This window comes from Streptomyces sp. NBC_00576 (genome assembly GCF_036345175.1).
In the GTDB taxonomy this organism is placed as follows: Bacteria; Actinomycetota; Actinomycetes; order Streptomycetales; family Streptomycetaceae; genus Streptomyces.
In genome coordinates, this window is sequence record NZ_CP107780.1 from 6758881 (window position 1) to 6781360 (window position 22480).

Genomic DNA, 22480 nt, shown 5'->3' on the forward strand with positions numbered 1-22480 from the left:
GGCGTCAGCCTGGGCATGCCCCAACTGCCCGCGCCCGCTTACCCGGATGACGTTCGAGCCCGGCTCGAAGCGGACTCCCGCGAGGTCATCGCCCGCTACCCGGACTCCCGGTCCGCTCTCCTGCCGTTGCTGCATCTCGTGCAGTCGGAGGAGGGCCATGTCACGCGCACCGGGATGCGGTTCTGCGCGGACGTGCTGGGCCTGACCACGGCCGAGGTCACCGCGGTCGCCACCTTCTATTCCATGTACCGCCGGGGCCCCTCCGGCGACTACCAGGTGGGCGTCTGCACGAACACCCTGTGCGCGGTGCTGGGCGGCGACGCCATCTTCGAGACCCTCCAGGAGCACCTCGGCGTCGCCAACGGCGGGACCACCGAGGACGGCAAGGTCACCCTGGAGCACATCGAGTGCAACGCGGCCTGCGACTTCGCACCCGTCGTGATGGTCAACTGGGAGTTCTTCGACAACCAGACCCCGGCCAGCGCCAAGCGCCTCGTCGACGACCTGCGCTCGGGCGCGCAGGTCGAACCCACACGCGGTGCCCCCTTGTGCACGTTCAAGGACACCGCCCGCATCCTGGCGGGCTTCCCCGACACCCGGGACGGGGCCGTCGAGGCGAGCGGAAGCGCGGGCGCCGCCTCGCTGACCGGGCTCCGGCTGGCCAAGGGCGAGAGCCCCGCGCGCGTGGTGCACCCCAGGGGTAGTGGCGCCTCCAAGGGCACGCCGCCGCACGACCCGTCGCCCGCCGAGCACCTCAGTTCGCACGACGCGCCGCAGGACACGGCGGCTTCCGACCCCTCCCACCCGGCGGGGCCCGTCACCGAGGAGGGGGAGTGATGACATTGGCACCCGAGATCAACGAGACCAGCCCCGAGAAGCTGCTCGCACCCGTGTTGTCGGCCTTCTGGGACGAGGACAGGTCCTGGAGCCTCGACGTCTACCGGAGGCACGAAGGGTACGAGGGACTCCGCAAGGCCCTCGCGATGACCCCGGACGACCTCATCGCGTACGTCAAGGAGTCCGGTCTGCGTGGCCGCGGCGGTGCGGGATTCCCTACGGGAATGAAATGGCAGTTCATTCCTCAGGGTGATGGAAAACCACACTATCTAGTTGTCAACGCCGACGAGTCGGAACCGGGAACCTGTAAGGACATCCCGCTCCTCTTCGCGAACCCGCATAGCCTCATCGAGGGCATTGTGATCGCGTGTTATGCCATCAGGTCTTCGCATGCCTTCATCTATCTGCGCGGTGAAGTCGTGCCAGTGCTGCGGCGGTTGCACGAGGCCGTACGTGAGGCCTACGCGGCGGGCTACCTCGGCAAGGACGTGCTCGGCAGCGGACTCGACCTCGAACTCACCGTGCACGCGGGCGCGGGCGCGTACATCTGTGGTGAAGAGACCGCACTGCTCGACTCGCTCGAAGGCCGCCGGGGTCAACCGCGGCTTCGTCCCCCCTTTCCTGCCGTCGCAGGGCTCTATGCGTGCCCAACTGTTGTAAATAACGTCGAGTCGATCGCGTCAGTTCCCGCGATTCTGCAAAAGGGCAAAGAATGGTTCCGGTCGATGGGCAGCGAGAAGTCCCCGGGCTTCACGCTCTACTCGCTCAGCGGCCATGTCACCAATCCGGGCCAGTACGAGGCCCCGCTCGGCATCACGCTCCGCCAACTCCTCGGCATGAGCGGCGGGATGCGCTCCGGCCACCGGCTGAAGTTCTGGACACCGGGCGGCTCCTCGACACCGATGTTCACCGACGAGCATCTCGACGTCCCTCTTGACTACGAAGGAGTGGGCGCAGCGGGTTCCATGCTCGGCACAAAAGCACTCCAGTGCTTCGACGAGACCACCTGCGTCGTCCGGGCGGTCACCCGCTGGACCGAGTTCTACGCCCACGAGTCCTGCGGCAAGTGCACGCCCTGCCGTGAAGGGACGTACTGGCTCGTGCAGTTGCTGCGCGACATCGAGGCCGGCAAGGGCGTCATGTCCGACCTCGACAAGCTGAACGACATCGCCGACAACATCAACGGCAAGTCCTTCTGCGCCCTCGGCGACGGTGCCGCCTCGCCGATCTTCTCTTCCCTCAAGTACTTCCGCGAGGAGTACGAGGACCACATCACGGGCCGAGGCTGCCCCTTCGACCCGGCCAAGTCGACGGTCTGGGCCGACCGCACGGAGGTGAACGCATGACGGTGACCACGAGCGCTCCCTCCGGAGGGGGCGACGCGGCGGTCCCGCCGGAAGATCTCGTCTCGCTGAAGATCGACGGCATCGACATCAGCGTGCCCAAGGGCACCCTGGTGATCCGCGCCGCCGAACAGCTCGGCATCGAGATCCCGCGCTTCTGCGACCACCCCCTCCTCGATCCGGCCGGCGCCTGCCGCCAGTGCATCGTCGAGGTCGAGGGCCAGCGCAAGCCCATGGCGTCCTGCACGATCACCTGTACGGACGGGATGGTCGTCAAGACTCACCTCACCTCGCCCGTGGCCGAAAAGGCCCAGCACGGTGTGATGGAGCTGCTGCTCATCAACCATCCGCTCGACTGCCCGGTCTGCGACAAGGGCGGCGAGTGCCCCCTGCAGAACCAGGCCATGTCGCATGGCCAGTCGGAGTCCCGCTTCGAAGGCAAGAAGCGGACGTACGAGAAGCCCGTACCGATCTCCACGCAGGTGCTGCTCGACCGTGAGCGGTGCGTGCTGTGCGCCCGCTGCACCCGCTTCTCCAACCAGATCGCGGGCGACCCGATGATCGAGCTGATCGAGCGCGGCGCGCTCCAGCAGGTCGGCACCGGTGAGGGCGATCCCTTCGAGTCGTACTTCTCCGGGAACACGATCCAGATCTGCCCGGTCGGCGCGCTGACCTCGGCGGCGTATCGCTTCCGCTCCCGCCCCTTCGACCTCGTCTCCTCGCCCTCGGTGTGCGAGCACTGCTCCGGCGGTTGCGCCACCCGCACCGACCACCGGCGCGGCAAGGTCATGCGGCGCCTGGCCGCCCCTGACGCCGAGGTCAACGAGGAGTGGATCTGCGACAAGGGACGCTTCGGCTTCCGGTACGCGCAGAAGCCGGACCGGCTCCAGACGCCCCTGGTGCGCAACGCCGACGGCGTCCTGGAGCCCGCCTCCTGGCCCGAGGCGCTGGAGGCTGCGGCTCAGGGTCTCCTCGCGGCCCGTAGTCGTACGGGCGTTCTCACCGGCGGTCGGCTCACCGTCGAGGACGCCTACGCGTACAGCAAGTTCGCGCGCGTGGCCCTCGACACCAACGACATCGACTTCCGCGCGCGCGTGCACAGCGCCGAGGAGGCCGACTTCCTGGCCGCCCGGGTCGGCGGACGCGGACGGGACCTCGATGGTACGGGTGTCACGTACACCTCCCTGGAGAAGGCGCCCGCGGTCCTGCTGGTCGGGTTCGAGTCAGAGGAGGAGGCGCCCGGCGTCTTCCTGCGGCTGCGCAAGGCCTGGCGGGGACACGGGCAGAAGGTCTTCTCGCTCGCCACGCACGCGACGCGCGGCCTGGAGAAGGCCGGCGGCACGCTGCTGCCCGCCGCTCCCGGCACCGAGACCGAGTGGCTGGACGCGCTCGGGAGCGGGTTCGGTCTGGAGGAGAGCGGAGCGAAGGCCGCCGAGGCGCTGCGCACCGAGGGTGCGGTAATCGTCGTCGGCGAGCGGCTGGCCGCTGTGGCGGGCGGGCTCACCGCCGCGGTACGGGCCGCTTCCACGACCGGCGCCCAGCTGGTGTGGATCCCGCGCCGGGCCGGGGAGCGCGGTGCCGTCGAGGCCGGCGCGCTGCCGTCGCTGCTGCCGGGCGGACGTCCGGCGACCGACCCGCGCGCGCGGGGCGAGGTCGCCGTCGCCTGGGGCGTGGCCGAGCTTCCGCATCGCTTCGGCCGCGACACCGGCCAGATCGTCGAGGCCGCCGCCGGAGGCGAGCTGCGGGCCCTGGTGGTCGCCGGCGTCGAGGTCGCCGACCTGCCGGATCCGGCACGCGCGCGTGAAGCCCTTCACGAAGTGGGCTTCCTGGTGTCGCTGGAACTGCGGCCCAGTGAGGTCACCGAGCACGCCGATGTCGTACTCCCGGTCGCCGCGGTCGCCGAGAAGGCGGGCACCTTCCTCAACTGGGAGGGCCGGGCCCGCCTCTTCGAGGCAGCGCTCAAGCCCGACCAGATGACTCGGCGTGTCGCGCCGTCCGACGCCCGCGTGCTCCAGATGCTGGCCGACGCCATGGACGTACACCTGGGGCTGCCCGATCTGCAGACCGCGCGGCAGGAACTGGACCGACTCGGGTCCTGGGACGGGGCGCGGGCCACCAACCCGCTGGAGATCGGCGCCCAGTTGCCGCGTCCGGCCGCCGGCGAAGCGGTGCTCGCCGGACACCGGCTGCTCCTCGACCAGGGGCGGCTCCAGGAGGGCGACGACGCACTCGCCGGGACGCGGCACGCCGCACACGCGCGCGTGTCGGCCGCCACGGCAGCCGAAGCCGGTGTCAAGGACGGCGACCTGCTCGCCGTGACCGGTGCCACCGGGACGGTCGAACTCCCCCTCAGGGTCACCGAGATGCCCGACCGCGTGGTCTGGCTGCCGCTGAACTCCACCGGAGGCGGCGTCGCCTCCGACACCGGGGCGCTGCCCGGCGCACTCGTCCGCATCGGCCCGGCGACCCTGGCCTCCGACGCACCCAAGGAGGTGGAGGCATGAGTCCGTACCTCGCCGCTGAAGATCTCTCCATGTTCGGCACCGACCCCTGGTGGCTGGTCGTCGTCAAGGCCGTCTTCTGCTTCGCCTTCCTGATGATCACCGTGCTGTTCTCCATCGTGTGGGAACGCAAGGTCGTCGCCTGGATGCAGCTGCGCATCGGCCCCAACCGGCACGGCCCCTGGGGCATGCTCCAGTCGCTCGCCGACGGCATCAAACTGATGCTCAAGGAAGACCTGATCGTCAAGCGCGCGGACAAGGTCGTCTACATCCTCGCGCCGGTCATCGCGGCCATCCCGGCCTTCATGGCGATCGCGGTCATCCCGTTCGGACCGGCCGGCAACGAGGTGTCGATCTTCGGCACCCGTACGACGATGCAGCTCACCGACCTGCCGATCGCGATGCTCTACATCCTCGCGGTCGCCTCGGTCGGGATCTACGGGATCGTGCTCGCGGGCTGGAGTTCAGGATCCACCTACCCCCTGCTGGGCGGTCTGCGGTCCTGCGCGCAGATGATCTCGTACGAGATCGCCATGGGCGCCGCCTTCGCCTCGGTGTTCCTGTACTCCGGTTCGATGTCGACCTCGACCATCGTCGAACAGCAGCACGACCGCTGGTACATCGTCCTGCTGCCGGTCTCCTTCATCATCTACATCGTGACGATGGTCGGCGAGACCAACCGCGCCCCCTTCGACATGCCGGAGTCCGAGGGCGACCTGGTCGGCGGCTTCAACACCGAGTACTCGTCCATCAAGTTCGCGATGTTCATGCTCGCCGAGTACGTCAACATGGTGACCGTCTCGGCCGTGTCGGTGACGCTCTTCCTGGGCGGCTGGCGGGCTCCCTGGCCCATCAGCACCTTCTGGGAGGGCGCCAACCATGGCTGGTGGCCGATGGCCTGGTTCGTCATCAAGGTGCAGCTGCTGCTGTTCTTCTTCATCTGGCTGCGCGGCACCCTCCCGCGCGTCCGCTACGACCAGCTGATGAAGCTCGGCTGGAAGGTCCTCATCCCGGTCTCGCTGGTCTGGCTGATGCTCGTCGCGACCGTACGGACCCTGCGCAACGAGAACTACGACTTCGCCGACATTGCCCTCTACGTAGGCGGCGGTGTCATCACCCTGCTTCTGCTCTCCTTCGTGGCCGACATGTTCCGCGACCGGGGCAAGGCACCACAGACGGCCGACGCCGAGCCCGTCGCCTTCGACCCGATGGCGGGCGGATTCCCCGTACCGCCACTGCCGGGACAGGAGGCGCCGGCGGTGCCGCGCAGGCACCCGCGCCGCGAGCGCGAGTTGATTGTCAGTGGTGGGTCGGATACTGGCAGTGACGGATCTCAGGATGGAAAGGAGGCGTCCGATGGCTGAGGAGCCCAAGGAGGCCGGGCAGACGACGCCTGGCTTTCAGAACCCCGTGGCCGGCTTCGGTGTGACCTTCAAGGCCATGTTCAAGAAGCGGCTGACCGAGCAGTACCCCGAGCAGCAGAAGACCACCGCTCCCCGGTTCCACGGGCGGCACCAGCTCAACCGTCATCCGGACGGCCTTGAGAAGTGCATCGGCTGCGAGCTGTGCGCCTGGGCCTGCCCCGCGGACGCCATCTATGTGGAGGGCGCCGAAAACACCGACGAGGAGCGTTACTCGCCGGGCGAGCGGTACGGCGCGGTCTACCAGATCAACTACGCCCGCTGCATCCTGTGCGGGCTGTGCATCGAGGCGTGCCCCACGCGCGCGTTGACGATGACGAACGAGTTCGAGCTGGCCGACAGCAGCCGCGCCAACCTCATCTACACCAAAGAGCAGCTGCTCGCCGGACTCGAAGAGGGCATGGTCGATTCGCCCCACTCGATCTTCCCGGGCACCGACGAACAGGACTACTACCGGGGACTGGTCACCGAGGCCGCGCCCGGCACGGTGCGTCAAGTCGCCGTCTCCAAGGGCGAGAAGCCTGAGGAAAAGGGGGTGGGGGCATGAGCGCGCAGCTCGCCGCCGCAGCCACTCTTTCTGCCGGCACCTCCACGGGTGAGGCGTTCCAGTTCTGGGTGCTCGGTACCGTCGCCGTGGCCGGAGCCCTGTGCACCGTCTTCATGAAGAGGGCCGTGCACAGCGCGCTCTGTCTCGCCGGAACCATGATCATCCTGGCGGTGTTCTACCTGGCCAACGGTGCCTACTTCCTGGGCGTCGTCCAGATCGTCGTCTACACCGGCGCGATCATGATGCTGTTCCTCTTCGTGGTCATGCTCGTCGGTGTCACCGCCGCGGACTCGCTCAAGGAGACCATCAAGGGCCAGCGCTGGCTGGCCCTGGTGTGCGGGCTCGGCTTCGGCATCCTCCTGGTCGCGGGCGTCGGAAACGCCTCGCTGAAGGAGTTCACCGGCCTCGGCCAGGCCAACGCGAACGGCAACGTGGAGGGCCTGGCCGCCCTCATCTTCACGAAGTACGTGTTCGCCTTCGAGATCACCGGCGCCCTGCTGATCACCGCCGCCGTCGGTGCCATGGTGCTCACACACCGCGAGCGCACCGAGCGCGCCAAGACTCAGCGCGAGCTGGCGGAAGAGCGCGTACGGGACGGCAAGCACCTGCCGCCGCTGCCCGCCCCCGGTGTGTACGCCCGGCACAACGCGGTGGACGTCGCGGGCCTGCTGCCCGACGGGACCACGGCCGAGCTCTCGGTCATGCAGACGCTGCGCCAGCGCGGCCAGATCCGTGATGTGTCCGCCGAGGCAATCAGCGACCTCAAGGCCCTGGAGCAGCGCGCCGAGGACCGCCTGGAGCGCACCAGCAGCGGCCCGGCCAGCGGGTCGGCCAGTGGCTCGAACAGTGGGGAGGCGTCGAAGTGAACCCGGTCAACTACCTCTATCTCGCCGCCTTGTTGTTCACGATCGGCGCCACCGGCGTCCTGATCAGGCGCAACGCGATCGTCGTCTTCATGTGCGTGGAGCTGATGCTCAACGCCTGCAACCTCGCGTTCGTCACCTTCTCCCGGATGCACGGCAATCTCGACGGCCAGGTCATCGCCTTCTTCACGATGGTCGTCGCCGCCGCGGAGGTCGTCGTCGGGCTCGCGATCATCGTGTCGCTGTTCCGTTCCCGCCACTCGGCCTCGGTCGACGACGCCAGCCTGATGAAGCTGTAAGGGGTCGCTGAATCGTGGAGAATCTGATTGCGCTGCTGGTGGCGGCGCCTCTGCTCGGAGCGGCCGTACTGCTGTGCGGCGGCCGGCGGCTGGACGCCGTCGGCCACTGGATCGGCACGGCCCTCGCCGCCTGCTCCTTCGTGATCGGCGTGGTCCTCTTCGTCGACATGCTGGGCAAGGATGCCGAGCACCGCGCCTTGATGCAGTACCTGTTCAGCTGGATTCCCGTCGAGGGCTTCCAGGCCGACGTCGCCTTCCAGCTCGACCAGCTGTCGATGACGTTCGTCCTGCTGATCACCGGCGTCGGCTCGCTGATCCACGTGTACTCGATCGGGTACATGGAGCACGACGAGCGCCGCCGCCGCTTCTTCGGCTATCTGAACCTGTTCCTCGCGGCGATGCTGCTGCTCGTCCTCGCCGACAACTACCTCCTGCTGTACGTCGGCTGGGAGGGCGTCGGCCTCGCCTCGTACCTCCTGATCGGCTTCTGGCAGCACAAGCCCAGCGCCGCGACCGCCGCGAAGAAGGCGTTCCTGGTCAACCGCGTCGGCGACATGGGCCTGTCGATCGCGATCATGCTGATGTTCACCACCTTCGGGACCTTCGCCTTCGGGCCGGTCTTCGAAGCCACCGGTGAGACGAGTGAGGGCAAGCTCACCGCGATCGCCCTGATGCTGCTGCTCGCGGCCTGCGGCAAGTCAGCCCAGGTGCCGCTGCAGTCCTGGCTCGGGGACGCGATGGAGGGCCCGACCCCGGTCTCGGCCCTCATCCACGCGGCGACGATGGTGACCGCGGGTGTCTATCTGATCGTCCGCTCCGGGGCGATCTTCAACGCGGCGCCCGACGCCCAGTTGGTGGTCACCGTGGTCGGCGCCGTCACGCTCCTGTTCGGTGCGATCGTCGGTTGCGCGAAGGACGACATCAAGAAGGCGCTGGCCGGTTCGACCATGTCGCAGATCGGCTACATGATCCTCGCGGCCGGCCTCGGCCCCATCGGGTACGTCTTCGCGATCATGCACCTGGTGACCCACGGCTTCTTCAAGGCCGGACTGTTCCTCGGCGCCGGCTCGGTCATGCACGGCATGAACGACGAGGTCGACATGCGCAAGTACGGCGGCCTCCGCAAGTACATGCCCGTCACCTTCGTGACCTTCGGGCTCGGTTACCTCGCCATCATCGGCTTCCCGGGACTGTCCGGCTTCTTCTCCAAGGACAAGATCATCGAGGCGGCGTTCGCCAAGGGCGGCACCGAGGGCTGGATCCTCGGCAGTGTGGCTCTGCTCGGCGCTGCCATCACCGCGTACTACATGACGCGCGTGATGCTGATGACGTTCTTCGGCGAGAAGCGCTGGCAGCCCGACGAGAACGGCAACGAGCCGCACCCGCACGAGTCCCCGAAGTCCATGACGATCCCCATGATCGTGCTCGCCTTCGGGTCGGTGTTCGCGGGCGGGTTCTTCAGCATCGGTGACCGCTTCCTGCACTGGCTGGAGCCCGTCACCAAGCACGCGCACGGAAACCCGCCGGTCAGCGCCCTCACGGTCACCCTGTCGACGATGGTCGTGCTCGTCATCGGCGCAGGCACCGCGTACGCCCAGTACGGGCGCCGTCCGGTCCCGGTCCTCGCCCCGCGCGGGTCGCTGCTCACCCGGGCCGCCCGGCGCGACCTCCTCCAGGACGACTTCAACCACGTCGTCCTCGTACGCGGCGGAGAGCACCTCACACGCTCCCTGGTCTACGTCGACCACACCCTGGTCGACGGGGTCGTCAACGGTACGGCGGCCTCCATGGGCGGCCTCTCCGGACGGCTCCGCAAGCTACAGAACGGCTATGCGCGCTCGTACGCGGTCTCGATGTTCGGCGGTGCGGCGCTCCTCATCGCCGCGACCCTGCTGATGAGGGCGGTCTGATACCGATGTCCTTTCCCCTCCTGACAGCGACGGCGGCGCTCCCGGCCCTCGGGGCGATCGCCACGGCGGCCGTACCGGCCGCGCAGCGCACCGCCGCCAAATGGCTGGCGCTGCTCGTCTCGCTCGCCACGCTGGCGCTCGCCGCGATCGTCCTGGTGCGCTTCGACCCGGACGGCGACCGCTACCAGCTCACCGAATCACGCGCCTGGATCAAGGACTTCGGGGTGCGGTACGAGCTGGGTGTGGACGGCATCGCCGTCGCGCTCATCGCGCTGACCGCGCTGCTGATCCCGTTCGTGATCCTGGCCGGCTGGCACGACGCCGACCCCCAGGAGACCGGGAACACACGGTGGCGGCCCACTCAGGGCTTCTTCGCGCTGATCCTGGCCGTCGAGGCGATGGTGATCATCTCCTTCGAGGCCACCGACGTCTTCCTCTTCTACATCTTCTTCGAAGCCATGCTCATCCCGATGTACTTCCTCATCGGCGGCTTCGGGGACCGGGCCCACGAGCACGGCGAGGAGACGGCGTCCACCCAACGCTCGTACGCGGCGGTGAAGTTCCTCCTCTACAACCTCGTCGGCGGCCTGATCATGCTGGCGGCCGTGATCGGCCTCTATGTGGTGGCCGGGAACTTCTCGCTCACGGAGATCGCCGCCGCACGGGCCAACGGTTCGCTGGACATGGCCACGAACACCGAACGCTGGCTGTTCCTGGGCTTCTTCTTCGCCTTCGCGGTGAAGGCACCCCTGTGGCCGCTGCACACCTGGCTGCCCAATGCCATGGGGGAGGCCACCACGCCGGTCGCCGTGCTGATCACGGCGGTCGTCGACAAGGTGGGCACCTTCGCGATGCTCCGCTTCTGCCTCCAGCTGTTCCCGGAGGCGTCCAAGTGGGCGACGCCCGTCATCCTCGTACTGGCGCTGATCAGCATCATCTACGGGGCGCTGCTCGCGGTCGGGCAGCGGGACATCAAGCGGCTGATCGCGTACGCGTCGATCTCGCACTTCGGGTTCATCATCCTGGGCATCTTCGCGATGACCAGCCAGGGCCAGTCGGGCGCGACGCTCTACATGGTCAACCACGGGATCTCGACGGCCGCGCTGATGCTGGTGGCCGGCTTCCTGATCTCGCGGCGCGGCTCGCGGCTCATCGCCGACTACGGAGGCGTCCAGAAGGTTGCTCCGGTGCTCGCCGGCACGTTTTTGATCGGTGGGCTCGCGACCTTGTCGCTCCCGGGCCTCGCGCCCTTCGTGAGTGAGTTCCTGGTCCTTGTGGGCACGTTCGCGCGCTACCCGGTGGTCGGCATCATCGCCACCTTCGGCATCGTCCTCGCCGCGCTCTACACCCTCGTTCTCTATCAGCGGACGATGACGGGCCCGGTGAAGGCGGAGGTCGCCGAGATGCCGGATCTCAGACTGCGTGAACTCGTGGTCGTGACGCCACTGATCGTGCTGCTGATCTTCCTGGGCGTCTATCCGAAGCCCCTGACGGACATCGTCAACCCGGCAGTCAAGCAGACCATGTCCGACGTCCAGAAGAAGGACCCCCAGCCCGAGGTGGAGGCGGCCAAGTGAGCGCATCAGCCGTCCACAGCCTGTGGACAACGGCGGCCGATCCGATTTCCAAGATCGACGCGCCGAAGATCGAATACGGGCAATTGTCGCCCACCCTCATCGTCATCGGTGCGGCGATCGTCGGGATCCTGGTCGAGGCGTTCGTGCCCCGCAAATCCCGCTACTACGTACAGCTGTTCGTGTCCGTCGTCGCCCTCGCCGCCGCGTTCGCCGCGGTCGTGGGGCTCGCGGCGAGCGGGTACGGCACCACCAAGGCCGGAATCGCGGCGATGGGCGCGATCGCCGTCGACGGACCCGCACTGTTCCTGCAGGGCACGATCCTGCTGGCGGGCCTGGTCGGACTGTTCACCTTCGCCGAACGGCGCCTCGACCCCGAGGCGCACGGCAACCGCGTCGACTCGTTCGCGGCGCAGGCCGCGTCCGTGCCAGGCAGCGACAGTGAAAAGGCCGCGGTCAAGGCCGGGTTCACCACCACCGAGGTCTTCCCGCTGCTGCTGTTCGCGATCGGCGGCATGCTGATCTTCCCCTCGGCCAACGACCTGCTGACCCTGTTCGTGGCCCTGGAAGTCTTCTCGCTCCCGCTGTACCTGCTGTGCGCCTTGGCCCGCCGCAAGCGGCTCATGTCACAGGAGGCCGCGGTCAAGTACTTCCTGCTCGGCGCCTTCGCCTCCGCGTTCACCCTGTTCGGCATCGCACTGCTGTACGGCTACGCGGGTTCGGTGTCGTACGGGACGATCGCCCAGGTCGTCGACGGAACCATCAAGAACGTCAACCCGGCACTCGCCGACACCATGGGCAACGACGTGTTGCTGCTCATCGGGGCCGCGATGATCGTCATGGGTCTGCTCTTCAAGGTGGGCGCCGTGCCGTTCCACATGTGGACGCCGGATGTCTACCAGGGTGCACCGACTCCGGTGACGGGCTTCATGGCGGCGGCGACGAAGGTGGCCGCGTTCGGCGCACTGCTGCGGCTGCTGTACGTCGTGCTGCCAGGCCTGCGCTGGGACTGGCGGCCGGTCATGATGGGCGTCGCGGTCGTCACCATGCTGGGCGGCGCGATCGTGGCGATCACCCAGACCGACATCAAACGGCTGCTGGCGTACTCGTCCATCGCGCATGCCGGGTTCATCCTCGCCGGTGTCATCGCCATGACACCGGACGGGGTCTCGTCGGTCCTGTTCTATCTGGGCGCGTACTCGTTCGTGACGATCGGGGCGTTCGCCGTCGTCACCCTGGTGCGGGATGCCGGGGGTGAGGCGACCCACCTTTCAAAGTGGGCGGGACTGGGGCGCCGTTCGCCGCTGGTGGCCGCCGTGTTCGCGGTGTTCCTGCTGGCCTTCGCCGGCATTCCGCTGACCTCTGGGTTCGCCGGGAAGTTCGCCGTGTTCAAGGCGGCGGCCGAGGGTGGTGCCGGCTCGCTGGTCGTGGTCGGTGTGATCTCGTCGGCGATTGCCGCGTTCTTCTACATCCGGGTGATCGTGCTGATGTTCTTCAGCGAACCCCGGCCCGACGGACCCACCGTCGCAGTGCCGTCGCCCCTGACCATGACGACGATCGGGGTGGGGGTGGCGGTCACCGTGGTGCTGGGTGTGGCGCCGCAGTACTTCCTCGATCTGGCGAACCAGGCGGGCGTCTTCGTACGCTGAGCAGCGAGTTTCGCGGATTGCGCCGGGCCCTGGTCCCCTTCTGGGGCCGGGGCCCGGCGTGTGTTCAAGGCGTGGGGCACGTCACCGTGGGGTTCCAGCGGGCGAACATGCCACTGGGGTTCTTCTTCCAGAGCCAGACGTGCAGGTCGTAGTGGATCGGCATGCCTTCCTCGTGGCCGAGCATCGGACCGTCGAAGGGCATGCCGAACAGACTGGGGCGGTCGTCCTCGGTCTCCAGATTCTGGTCCTTGTCGACCACGATCCACTCCGCGGCGACAAGCCTGCGCGACTCGGCGGTGGCGCTCGGGGCGGTGACAGCGGGGGCGTCCCCGTCCAGCGCGTCGAGGTCGTCGACCCAGCTCGCGTCGGACACCTCGTCCATCCAGTCCTCGGTGGTCCGGTCCTCGTACAGCAGAGCGGCCGGCTTCGCTGGATCGAGTGAACCGTAGAGCTTCTTGTTGATGTAGTGGAAGCCCATCCCGCCGTCCGTCGGGTGGACTGCGCAGAAGGCGGGCTGGTAGCCGTCCGCGACGGCGAACGGGGCGTACTGGTACTTCGCGGTGGCTTGGAGCGTCTTGGCCAGCTCGGGCCAGACCGTCGTGGGGTCGACGGGATCGCTCGTCGCGGAGTGTGCGGGGCCGATGGCCAGGGAGAGGGATGCGACGGCGGCCGCGGCGAGGGCGGCGGTGGCCTTGAGCTGGCGGCGGGGCATGTGGGGACTCCTTGAGCGGGAGAGGCACGTGGGAGGCGCCGGTCCGAGTGACGCGCGGGGCGCCGGTCCGTCGAAGGGCCTGCCCTTGTCTCGCCCGAGCAGCATGTCCCGGGGCATTCGGGGGGCGCCACGCGAAGGAGCCCATTGGGCCGAACACCCCGGTTCGGTGGGGGGGCCAGCGACGCAAGAGGAAGGTGTGGCGGGGTGGCCTGTGGATAACTCCGGGGCTGTCGGTGCGGGCCCCTATGGTGGACGCAGTGGTCGAGGCGCGACGTACGGGGGACACGACGATGAGCGCGATGAGCGTGATGGGCGGGTCGGGAGTGATGACGGTAGCGGGCGCGGGGCCGGGCGCGAGCGCGGTGACCGGATTGACCGGGGCGCAGGACAGCGAGGCGCTGGCCACGCTGAACCGGGTCTTCGGGTACGACTCCTTCCGCGGCGAGCAGGCGGCGGTCATCGACCATGTGGTGACGGGTGGCGACGCCGTCGTCCTTATGCCGACCGGTGGCGGAAAATCGCTCTGCTACCAGATTCCGTCCCTGGTCAGACCCGGTACGGGGATCGTGGTCTCGCCGCTCATCGCGTTGATGCAGGACCAGGTGGACGCACTGCGGGCGCTCGGTGTGCGGGCCGGGTTCATGAACTCCACGCAGGATTTCGGCGAGCGGCGGACGGTGGAGGCCGAGTTCCTCGCCGGTGAGCTGGACCTCCTGTATCTGGCTCCGGAGCGGCTGCGTCTGGAGTCGACCCTGGATCTGCTCTCGCGCGGGAAGATCGCTGTTTTCGCCATCGACGAGGCGCACTGCGTCTCGCAGTGGGGGCACGACTTCCGGCCCGACTACCTGGCGCTGTCGCTGCTGGGCGAGCGCTGGCCCGACGTCCCACGGATCGCGCTCACGGCGACGGCCACGCACGCGACGCACCAGGAGATCACCCAGCGGCTGGGCATGCCGGATGCCCGTCACTTCGTCGCGAGCTTCGACCGGCCCAACATCCAGTACCGGATCGTGCCCAAGGCGGACCCCAAGAAGCAGCTGCTGTCCTTCCTGAAGGAGGAGCACGCGGGCGACGCCGGCATCGTCTACTGCCTCTCGCGCAACTCCGTGGAGCGCACGGCGGAGTTCCTGTCCGCCAACGGCGTGGAGGCGGTGCCGTACCACGCGGGGCTGGACGCTGGCACGCGTGCGGCGCACCAGTCGCGCTTCCTGCGGGAGGACGGTCTCGTCGTCGTGGCGACCATCGCCTTCGGGATGGGAATCGACAAGCCCGACGTCCGGTTCGTCGCCCACTTCGATCTGCCCAAGTCCGTCGAGGGCTACTACCAGGAGACAGGCCGCGCGGGGCGCGACGGACTGCCGTCCACGGCCTGGATGGCGTACGGACTGAACGACGTCATACAGCAACGGAAACTGATTCAGGGCGGGGACGGCGACGAGGCGCACCAGCGCCGCTCCGCCGCACACCTCGACGCGATGCTGGCACTGTGCGAGACGGTCCAGTGCCGACGCAGCCAGCTGCTCGCCTACTTCGGACAGGACCCGGAGCCGGGCGGTTGCGGCAACTGCGACACGTGCCTGGTCCCGCCGGACACCTGGGACGGCACCGTCGCCGCACAGAAGGTGCTGTCGACGGTGTGGCGGCTGGAGCGCGAGCGGCGGCAGAAGTTCGGCGCGGTTCAGATCGTGGACATTCTGCTGGGCCGACGGACCGCGAAGGTGATCCAGTTCGACCACGACCAGCTCTCCGTGTTCGGCATCGGGGAGGAGCTGGCGGAGGGCGAATGGCGCGGTGTCGTACGGCAGATGCTGGCGCAGGGGCTCCTCGCGGTCGAGGGGGAGTACGGGACTCTGGTGCTGACCGAGGAGAGCGGGTCGGTGCTACGGCGCGAGCGGGACGTGCCGATGCGGAAGGAACCGAAGAAGGCCGCGACCTCGCGGTCGGCCGGTGGCGGCGGCCGGGGCGAGCGGAAGGCGAAGGCAGCCGTGGCCGAGTTGCCCACGGAACTGCAGCCGGCGTTCGAGGCACTGCGGACCTGGCGTGGTGAACAGGCCCGTGAGCAGGGAGTTCCGGCGTACGTCATCTTCCATGACGCCACCCTCAGGGAGATCGTCAGCGTCTGGCCCGGGTCGGTGGCGGAGCTGGGCGGAATCAGCGGAGTGGGCGAGAAGAAGCTCGCCACATACGGGGAGGGCGTGCTGAAGGCGCTTGCTGCGCTGGGCGAGGCGCCGGTGTCCGGGACCGCGGCCGGGCCCGGCCCCACGGGCGGCGACAGCGGCGGTACGGAGCCCGGGCCGGGGTCCGGCCAGATGGGGCCGGACGACTGGCCCGAGATGGAGCCCGAGCCGGAGGACTGGATGTAGACCGGAGGGCTGGATGCAGAGGGGGAGAGGGCTGGATACAGGGGAGAGCGCGGACGGCGGGGCGGGGCTGGGGCGTGCCGAGTTCTCTCGGCGGCGCCGGATCGCGCGACGCCCCCGCTGGTTCCCGGGCGCTTCGCTCAGCTCGGCGGAGTGATTCTGCCCGTCACCTCGCCCAGGCCTACGCGGGTGCCGCCCGGACCCGGGGCCCAGGCGGTGAGGGTGACCTCGTCGTCGTCCTCCAGGAAGGTTCGCTTGCCGGCGGGGAGGTCGATGGGGGCGGTGCCGTTCCAGGTGAGTTCGAGGAGGGAGCCGCGTTCTCGTTCGGTGGGGCCGCTGACCGTGCCCGAGCCGTACAGGTCGCCGGTGCGCAGGGAGGCGCCGTTGACCGTCATATGGGCGAGTTGCTGGGCGGCCGTCCAGTACATGGTGGAGAAGGGGGGCTCGGAGATGGTGTGGCCGTTCACGGCGACGGAGATACGGAGGTCGTAGCCACCGGGTTCCTCCTCGGCGTCGTCGAGGTAGGGAAGCAGGGGGTGGGTGCGGGCAGGCGGCGGAACCCGGGCATCCTCCAGGGCGTCCAGCGGGGTGATCCACGCCGAGACGGACGTGGCGAAGGACTTCCCGAGGAACGGGCCCAGAGGGACGTACTCCCAGGCCTGGATGTCGCGGGCGGACCAGTCGTTCAGGAGGCAGAGGCCGAAGACATGGTCCCGGAAGGCCGACAGGGCGACGGTGCTGCCCATGGGCGACGGTGCGCCCACCACGAAGCCGACCTCCGCCTCGATGTCCAGGCGGACCGACGGGCCGAAGAGCGGGGCCGGGTCGGTGGGGGCCTTGCGCTGACCTGACGGACGTACGACCTCCGTGCCGGAGACCACGACCGTGCCCGAGCGGCCGTGGTAACCGATCGGCAGATGCTTCCAGTTGGGGGTCAGGGAGTCCGCGGCGTCGGGGCGGAAGATCTGGCCCACGTTCCGGGCGTGATTCTCGGAGGCGTAGAAGTCGACGTAGTCCGCGACCTCGAAGGGGAGGTGCAGTGTCACCGAGGACAGGGGGTGCAGGAGCGGGGCGATGGTCTCCTGGTGGGACGGGACGGTGACCCAGGCGGTGAGGGCGCGCCTGATGTCGGACCAGGTCGTGCGGCCCGCGGCGAGAAGGGGGTTGAGCGTCGGACGGGCCAGCACGGAGACGTAGGGGGAGTGGAGTGCGGCGGCTGCGGCGCCCGCGTCCAGGACATGGTCACCGAGACGGACACCGACCCTGCGGTCCGTGGAGCCGGCCGGGGTGAACACGCCGTACGGGAGGTTGTGCGGCCCGAAGGGGTCGCCCTCGGGGACATCGAAGGGGGGCATGGGGTGCTGCCTCGCTCTCGTGTGCCGTGTGCTCATGTGGTCGCGCCACAGGTTACGGGTGAGTTGCGGGCTCAGGGCAGTGTCCCCAGTGTCTAAAGAGTTCGTAATGTCCGGATAAGCCTTGTCCGGAGTCGGTGATTCCGGCTTAGCGTCCTTTGGGGGACACGGACGGGGTGGGTCCGGTCCGTAGGGGGGACACGTGGGGGGACCCGTGGCCAGGAACAGCAGTGTGCCGTTTTCGGCCGACCATGCCGTGCCGGCGCTGATCGTGAAGTTCGGTGACTATCCGCTGCACCATGGAGGCGTCGGGGCCATCCGCAGCCTGGGGCGGCTGGGCGTTCCGATGTATGCGATCACCGAAGACCCTTACACGCCGGCGGCCTCGTCGCGCTATCTGCGGCGCGCGTTCGTCTGGCCGACCACCGGGACCGAGGAACCGGACCGGCTTGTCGAGGGGTTACTGCGGATCGGGAAGCGGATCGGGTGCCCCGCTGTCCTCGTTCCCACTGACGAGGAGGCGGCTGTACTCATCGCCGAGCGGCAGGAGGAGCTCGGGGGCGCGTTTCTCTTTCCGCGCGTTGAGGCGGGGCTGCCCCGTCGGCTCGCCAGCAAGCAGGGGCTGCACGAGTTGTGCGTGGAGTACGGCATACCGACTCCCGCCGCCGCCTTTCCGCAGTCGTACGACGACATCGAGCGGTTCGCGCAGACGGCCCGGTTCCCGGTGGTGGCCAAGAACCGGGAGGCGTTCGTGCGGCGAGCGCGGCCCGTCGTCAACGGCACTACGCGCATTGCGAGTCGGGAGGCGCTGCTGTCCCTGGCAAGCGACTGGGGTGAGTGTCCCGGCGTGATCCTTCAGGAGTACCTGCCCCGGGAAGAGGCCGAGGACTGGATCGTGCACGCCTACTTCGACGCGGACTCGAATCCGCGCGCGTTGTTCACGGGTGTGAAGGTCCGTTCCTGGCCGCCGCACGCCGGAATGACGGCAAATGCATATGTCGTCGACAATCCGGAACTTGCGGACCTCGCCGCACGTTTCATCAAACAGATCGGCTTCACCGGAATCATCGACCTCGACCTGCGCTTCGACCGGCGCGACGGACAGTACAAACTCCTCGACTTCAACCCACGGATGGGCGCCCAGTTCCGGCTCTTCGAGAGCGAGTCGGGAGTGGACGTCGTCCGGGCCATGCATCTCGATCTGACCGGGCGCACCGTTCCGGAGGGGGAACAGCGCGCCGGGCACCGGTACATCGTGGAGAACATCGACCTGCCCGCTCTCCTCGCCTACCGACGCAGCGGCTATACGACACCGCACGCGCCGACTCGGGCGAGCGGGACGGAACTGGCCTGGCTCGCGGGTGACGACCCGCTGCCGTTCCTCACGATGCTCGCCCGCTTCGTGCGGCCGGGCGCGAAGCACCTGTACCAGCTGTGGCGGACCAGCCGTCGTGGCGGTGGCGGTCGCTGAGGCCGGGGGGCTGACAGCGGCGGCGGGTGCGGTGCGGGGCGGGCAGTGAACAGCAGAGCAGCACGAAGTGGCGAAGCAGCGTCCTGGGGAGGGACTTCGTGAATCATCCAGTAGCGGTTATCGGCGCGGGACCGTTCGGTCTGTCCACCGCCGCGCATCTGCGGGCGCGGGGCATACCGGTGAGAGTGTTCGGCGAGCCCATGGTGAGCTGGCGGGACCACATGCCCGCCGGGATGCTCCTGAAGTCGACGCCGGCGGCCTCCAGCATCGATGCCCCGCAGCGTGGCCACACCCTCGTCGACTACTGCGACGCGGCGGGGGTGTCCCGGCTGGTCACGGACGAGGACATCATCCCGGTGGAGACCTTCATCGCGTACGGCGAGTGGTTCCAGCAGCGGCTGGTGCCCGAGTTGGAGCGGGTGCGGGTGGTGTCCGTGGACCGGCGGCACAAGGGCACAGGCCACGATGGCAGGAACGGTCACGGCAGCGAGGGCAGGAGCAGTCGCGGCAGCGGGGGTGGCGGATTCGAACTCAAGCTGGACTCGGGCGAGTTGTTCACCGCGCGGGCGGTAGTCGTGGCGACCGGGCTGTCGGGGCTCGCGCAACTGCCCCCGGAGCTGTCCGGCGCCGCGCCGGACGGCCCCTCGCCCACGGGACCGGTGTCGCACAGTTCGCAGCACCACGACCTGAGCCGGTTCGCGGGCAGGGAACTGATAGTCGTCGGTGCGGGCCAGTCCGCGCTGGAGACTGCGGCGCTGGCAGCGGAGGCGGGGGCGCGGGTACGAGTGGTGTCGCGGGGGACCGGCCGCGTCGCATTCGGTGCGCCGCCGTGGCACCAGCCCAGGCTGCGGCCCGAGTCGCCGTTCGGCAACGCATGGTCGCTGTGGGCCCTCACCTACTACCCGCATCCCTACCGCTACCTCCCGGCTCAGGCCCGCCACTACCTTGTCCGCCGGGTCCTCGGACCGCTCGGGGCGTGGTGGCTGCGCGACCGGTTCGAGGGGAAGGTGCAGGTGAGTGAGGTCGAGCGGATCGTCCGGGCGGGAGTCACGGGGGGTAGGGAGGCCATAGGAGCGGCTGAGGCGGAGGGTGCGAAGGGCGCAGGCGGTGCGTTGGAGGCGAAGGGTTCGGGGAGCGGGACGGCTTTCGCCGCTGGGCAGCCGGTGTTGACCGTGCGGGAACTCGACGGCCGTACACGGGAGTTGTCGGCCGACCATGTCATAGCCGCGACCGGCTACCGCGTCGACATCGCCGCGATGGACTTCCTCGGGCATGAGCTGCGTACGGAGCTGGCGGTGAGCCGGGGGACGCCGAGGCTCGGGGCCGGGTATGTGTCCTCCGTACCCGGGTTGTACTTCACGGGGTTGTCGGCGGCCGCTTCGTACGGGCCGGTGATGCGGTTCGTGTGCGGCACGGAGTTCGCGTCACCGCGGCTGGCGGGGCATCTGGCGGCGGCGCACGCGTAGGGCACGGGGCAGGGCAGGGCAGGGTCAGGAATCGGGTTCGGGTTCCGGTTCGGATCCGGTTGGTCGATGCGTGCGTTGCTCGATCTTGTGAACCAGGGGCTCGTTGTGCCGAGTTGTTGTGCTGATCATGCCTTCCTGGGCCGGTGCCTGCGGAGGAACTGGCCCAGGCGCGGGGGCTGTTGCTGCCGGGATGCCGAACGTCGTCCGGTTCGGGCGGAGACCGATGTGCCGAACGATCCGTATTCTCTGGATCATGGCCGCTCCCACCTCATACGCACTTATCGCCACTGACCTGGACGGAACGCTCCTGCGCGCAGACGACACGCTCTCCGACCGTTCGCGGATCGCGCTGGCGCGCGCCACGGCTGCCGGCGCCCGGCATCTGGTCGTGACGGGGCGCCCGGCGCCGAGAGTCCGGCCGCTGCTCGACGACCTCGGTGGCGGGGGGCTCGCGGTGTGCGGGCAGGGGGCGCAGTTGTACGACGCCGGCGCGGACCGTCTGCTCTGGTCGGTGACCCTGGACCGGGACCTGGCGGAGACCGCGCTCGGCAAGATCGAGGCCGAGGTCGGGCAGGTGTACGCCGCCGTCGATCAGGACGGGGTCGACGGGCTCACGCTCATCGAACCCGGGTACCTGATGCCGCACCCGACGCTGCCCGCCGTACAGGTGCCGCACCGGGACGACCTGTGGGCCGCGCCCATCAGCAAGGTGCTGCTGCGCCACCCGTCGCTGTCCGACGACGAGTTGGCGTCGGCGGCGCGCGGAGCGGTCGGTTCCCTCGCGACGGTCACCATGTCGGGGCCGGGCACCGTCGAACTCCAGCCATGCGGCATCACCAAGGCGACAGGGCTTGCGCTGGCCGCCGAGTATCTCGGGCTGGCCTCGTCCGCCACGATCGCCTTCGGTGACATGCCCAATGACATCCCGATGTTCGACTGGGCGGCCCACGGCGTCGCCATGGCCAACGCCCATCCCGAACTCAAAGCGGTGGCGGACGAGGTCACCCTCTCGAACGAGGACGACGGGATCGCGGTGGTGCTGGAGCGGTTGTTCGGGCGGGGGGCGGACTGGTCGGCGTCTGCGTCTGCGTCTGCGTGGGTCGGCCGGCAGTAGCCTCTGGCCGGCCGGCCTGTGTCAGGCCACGGCCGGCCGGCCTGGCAGGGCACGGCCGGCCTGCTGACCCGGGTCGGCCTAGTAGGCCCCGAAGACGTTGTCTATCGATCCGTATCGCGCCGCCGCGTAGTTGCAGGCCGCGGTGATGTTCGCGATCGGGTCGTAGGGGTCGAACGAGGTGCCGGCGACGTGGTACGCGGCGAAGGTCGGGTCGATGACCTGGAGGAGGCCCTTGGAAGGGGTGCCGGCTGCCGCGTTCGAGTCCCAGTTGTTGATGGCGTACGGGTTGCCGGACGACTCGCGGATGACGTTGCGGTAGATGCCGTCGTACGTTCCCGGGATTCCCCTCTGCGCCATGATGTCGAGCGATTCGCGGATCCAGCCGTCCAGGTTGTTCGCGTAGTACGTCGTCGTCGACGACGAGGCCGACGGTGCGGCCGAGGCCGTCGTCGCGGTCAGGAAGGGGAGGGCCAGGGCTGCGGCGGCCGTTGTGGTGATGACGAGGGTGCGCGTGAGTGTGAGCGGGCGACGGGGGGTTCTCGCGCTGGGGTGCTGACCTCGTGCGGGCATGGTGAGTCCTCTCCGGCGCCTGCGAGGTGAGCTGTCGGGTTCGGGCGGGAGATGCCCGGCCGGGCGCGTTTTGCGGCGCGCGGCTTCACCCCTAGCCGCTCCGGTTTCAATGTCCGGACCGGCGGCTTACCTGGGTCCCCCGCTCCTGCCTGCGTGAGTCATGTGTGGGTGGGTGGTGGCTGCTCTACGGGCGGTGGCAGGATTCGGCGATCCGCCCGGTGTGGCGCGAAACGTATGCGAGAGCACACGGGTGGAACAAGGGGCAGAAATGCAGGACTTGCCCATTTGGTGCACCCATTAGGGATAAAACGGGCAAATGGTGAAGGGTGGGTTGAGGGTAACTTGCCTTTCGTGAATGGGGAGTTCGGGGGGAGGGGTGGTGCGGGTTGATTGGTGGAGTGACTCGGATCACGGGGTGGGGGGTAGGGGTGGTGCGGGTGCGGCGAGCGAGGTGTTTGGGGTGAATGGGGCTTTTGGGGGTGAGTGTCCGC

At 68.7% G+C, this 22480-nt stretch carries 17 protein-coding genes and 1 riboswitch; of the genes, 14 read left to right on the forward strand and 3 right to left on the reverse strand.

The annotated features are described in order from the left end of the window. Window positions 1–15 precede the first annotated feature (15 nt). Genes nuoE through nuoN form a run of 10 tightly spaced genes read left to right on the forward strand, consistent with a single transcriptional unit; the run spans window position 16 to window position 12944 of the window. Window positions 16–837, forward strand: a complete 822-nt coding sequence (gene nuoE, locus OG734_RS29400; RefSeq protein WP_330293830.1) for an NADH-quinone oxidoreductase subunit NuoE — start codon at window positions 16–18, stop codon at window positions 835–837. Next, on the forward strand, window positions 834–2183 hold the full coding sequence (nuoF, locus tag OG734_RS29405) for an NADH-quinone oxidoreductase subunit NuoF (protein ID WP_330290486.1): 1350 nt from the start codon (window positions 834–836) through the stop codon (window positions 2181–2183). Before nuoE ends, nuoF begins: the two co-directional genes overlap by 4 nt. Continuing rightward, window positions 2180–4684 carry an NADH-quinone oxidoreductase subunit G gene (locus tag OG734_RS29410; protein ID WP_330290487.1) on the forward strand — a complete coding sequence of 835 codons (2505 nt, stop codon included), beginning with the start codon at window positions 2180–2182 and terminating at the stop codon, window positions 4682–4684. The genes nuoF and OG734_RS29410 overlap by 4 nt, the downstream gene beginning before the upstream one ends. Then, entirely contained in the window at window positions 4681–6045 is a 1365-nt protein-coding gene (gene nuoH / locus OG734_RS29415; protein WP_330290488.1) for an NADH-quinone oxidoreductase subunit NuoH, read from the forward strand. The genes OG734_RS29410 and nuoH overlap by 4 nt, the downstream gene beginning before the upstream one ends. Continuing rightward, window positions 6038–6649, forward strand: coding sequence for an NADH-quinone oxidoreductase subunit NuoI (gene nuoI, locus OG734_RS29420; protein ID WP_330290489.1), 612 nt, complete (start codon window positions 6038–6040; stop codon window positions 6647–6649). The genes nuoH and nuoI overlap by 8 nt, the downstream gene beginning before the upstream one ends. After that, on the forward strand, window positions 6646–7515 hold the full coding sequence (locus OG734_RS29425) for an NADH-quinone oxidoreductase subunit J (protein ID WP_330290490.1): 870 nt from the start codon (window positions 6646–6648) through the stop codon (window positions 7513–7515). The genes nuoI and OG734_RS29425 overlap by 4 nt, the downstream gene beginning before the upstream one ends. Further along, window positions 7512–7811 carry an NADH-quinone oxidoreductase subunit NuoK gene (nuoK, locus tag OG734_RS29430; RefSeq protein ID WP_006382214.1) on the forward strand — a complete coding sequence of 100 codons (300 nt, stop codon included), beginning with the start codon at window positions 7512–7514 and terminating at the stop codon, window positions 7809–7811. The genes OG734_RS29425 and nuoK overlap by 4 nt, the downstream gene beginning before the upstream one ends. Before the next feature lie 14 nt (window positions 7812–7825). Beyond that, window positions 7826–9721, forward strand: coding sequence for an NADH-quinone oxidoreductase subunit L (nuoL, locus tag OG734_RS29435; RefSeq protein WP_330290491.1), 1896 nt, complete (start codon window positions 7826–7828; stop codon window positions 9719–9721). Window positions 9722–9726: 5 nt separating this feature from the next. Then, window positions 9727–11298 carry an NADH-quinone oxidoreductase subunit M gene (locus OG734_RS29440; protein ID WP_330290492.1) on the forward strand — a complete coding sequence of 524 codons (1572 nt, stop codon included), beginning with the start codon at window positions 9727–9729 and terminating at the stop codon, window positions 11296–11298. Next, window positions 11295–12944 (forward strand): NADH-quinone oxidoreductase subunit NuoN, encoded by a 1650-nt coding sequence (nuoN, locus tag OG734_RS29445; RefSeq protein ID WP_330290493.1) that lies wholly within the window; start codon window positions 11295–11297, stop codon window positions 12942–12944. Before OG734_RS29440 ends, nuoN begins: the two co-directional genes overlap by 4 nt. A gap of 64 nt (window positions 12945–13008) precedes the next feature. On the opposite strand, the gene OG734_RS29450 is transcribed toward nuoN, so the two are convergent. Next, entirely contained in the window at window positions 13009–13656 is a 648-nt protein-coding gene (locus OG734_RS29450; RefSeq protein WP_330290494.1) for a hypothetical protein, read from the reverse strand. 308 nt (window positions 13657–13964) lie between these two features. Between OG734_RS29450 and recQ the strand changes: the two genes are divergently transcribed. Continuing rightward, window positions 13965–16019 carry a DNA helicase RecQ gene (gene recQ / locus OG734_RS29455; protein ID WP_443065110.1) on the forward strand — a complete coding sequence of 685 codons (2055 nt, stop codon included), beginning with the start codon at window positions 13965–13967 and terminating at the stop codon, window positions 16017–16019. Between the two features lie 137 nt (window positions 16020–16156). Here the strand turns inward: recQ and fahA are convergent, their stop codons facing one another. Continuing rightward, on the reverse strand, window positions 16157–17371 hold the full coding sequence (gene fahA / locus OG734_RS29460; RefSeq protein ID WP_330290495.1) for a fumarylacetoacetase: 1215 nt from the start codon (window positions 17369–17371) through the stop codon (window positions 16157–16159). A gap of 229 nt (window positions 17372–17600) precedes the next feature. On the opposite strand from fahA, the gene OG734_RS29465 reads away from it, so the two are divergent. From OG734_RS29465 to OG734_RS29475, 3 genes are all read left to right on the forward strand, one after another. After that, window positions 17601–18839: a carboxylate--amine ligase gene (locus OG734_RS29465; protein ID WP_330293832.1), complete on the forward strand. Its 1239-nt coding sequence runs from the start codon at window positions 17601–17603 to the stop codon at window positions 18837–18839. A gap of 98 nt (window positions 18840–18937) precedes the next feature. Continuing rightward, a complete protein-coding gene (locus OG734_RS29470) occupies window positions 18938–20305 on the forward strand; it encodes an FAD-dependent oxidoreductase (RefSeq protein ID WP_330290496.1) in 1368 nt (455 codons plus the stop codon). Between the two features lie 253 nt (window positions 20306–20558). After that, window positions 20559–21419, forward strand: coding sequence for an HAD family hydrolase (locus OG734_RS29475; RefSeq protein ID WP_330290497.1), 861 nt, complete (start codon window positions 20559–20561; stop codon window positions 21417–21419). Window positions 21420–21497: 78 nt separating this feature from the next. Here OG734_RS29475 and OG734_RS29480 read toward each other — a convergent pair whose 3' ends face one another. Next, window positions 21498–21989: a transglycosylase SLT domain-containing protein gene (locus OG734_RS29480; RefSeq protein ID WP_330290498.1), complete on the reverse strand. Its 492-nt coding sequence runs from the start codon at window positions 21987–21989 to the stop codon at window positions 21498–21500. 1 nt (window position 21990) lies between these two features. Further along, a riboswitch (cyclic di-AMP (ydaO/yuaA leader) is annotated at window positions 21991–22153 on the reverse strand. Window positions 22154–22480 lie beyond the last annotated feature (327 nt).

Coding starts and splice junctions, on each gene's coding strand:
- OG734_RS29425 (WP_330290490.1), top strand. CDS start 6,646: ATGAGCGCGCAGCTCGCCGCCGCAGCCACTCTTTCTGCCGGCACCTCC.
- fahA (WP_330290495.1), bottom strand. CDS start 17,371: ATGCCCCCCTTCGATGTCCCCGAGGGCGACCCCTTCGGGCCGCACAAC.
- OG734_RS29450 (WP_330290494.1), bottom strand. CDS start 13,656: ATGCCCCGCCGCCAGCTCAAGGCCACCGCCGCCCTCGCCGCGGCCGCC.
- nuoI (WP_330290489.1), top strand. CDS start 6,038: ATGGCTGAGGAGCCCAAGGAGGCCGGGCAGACGACGCCTGGCTTTCAG.
- OG734_RS29475 (WP_330290497.1), top strand. CDS start 20,559: ATGGCCGCTCCCACCTCATACGCACTTATCGCCACTGACCTGGACGGA.
- OG734_RS29440 (WP_330290492.1), top strand. CDS start 9,727: ATGTCCTTTCCCCTCCTGACAGCGACGGCGGCGCTCCCGGCCCTCGGG.
- OG734_RS29410 (WP_330290487.1), top strand. CDS start 2,180: ATGACGGTGACCACGAGCGCTCCCTCCGGAGGGGGCGACGCGGCGGTC.
- recQ (WP_443065110.1), top strand. CDS start 13,965: ATGGGCGGGTCGGGAGTGATGACGGTAGCGGGCGCGGGGCCGGGCGCG.
- OG734_RS29480 (WP_330290498.1), bottom strand. CDS start 21,989: ATGCCCGCACGAGGTCAGCACCCCAGCGCGAGAACCCCCCGTCGCCCG.
- nuoH (WP_330290488.1), top strand. CDS start 4,681: ATGAGTCCGTACCTCGCCGCTGAAGATCTCTCCATGTTCGGCACCGAC.
- nuoE (WP_330293830.1), top strand. CDS start 16: ATGCCCCAACTGCCCGCGCCCGCTTACCCGGATGACGTTCGAGCCCGG.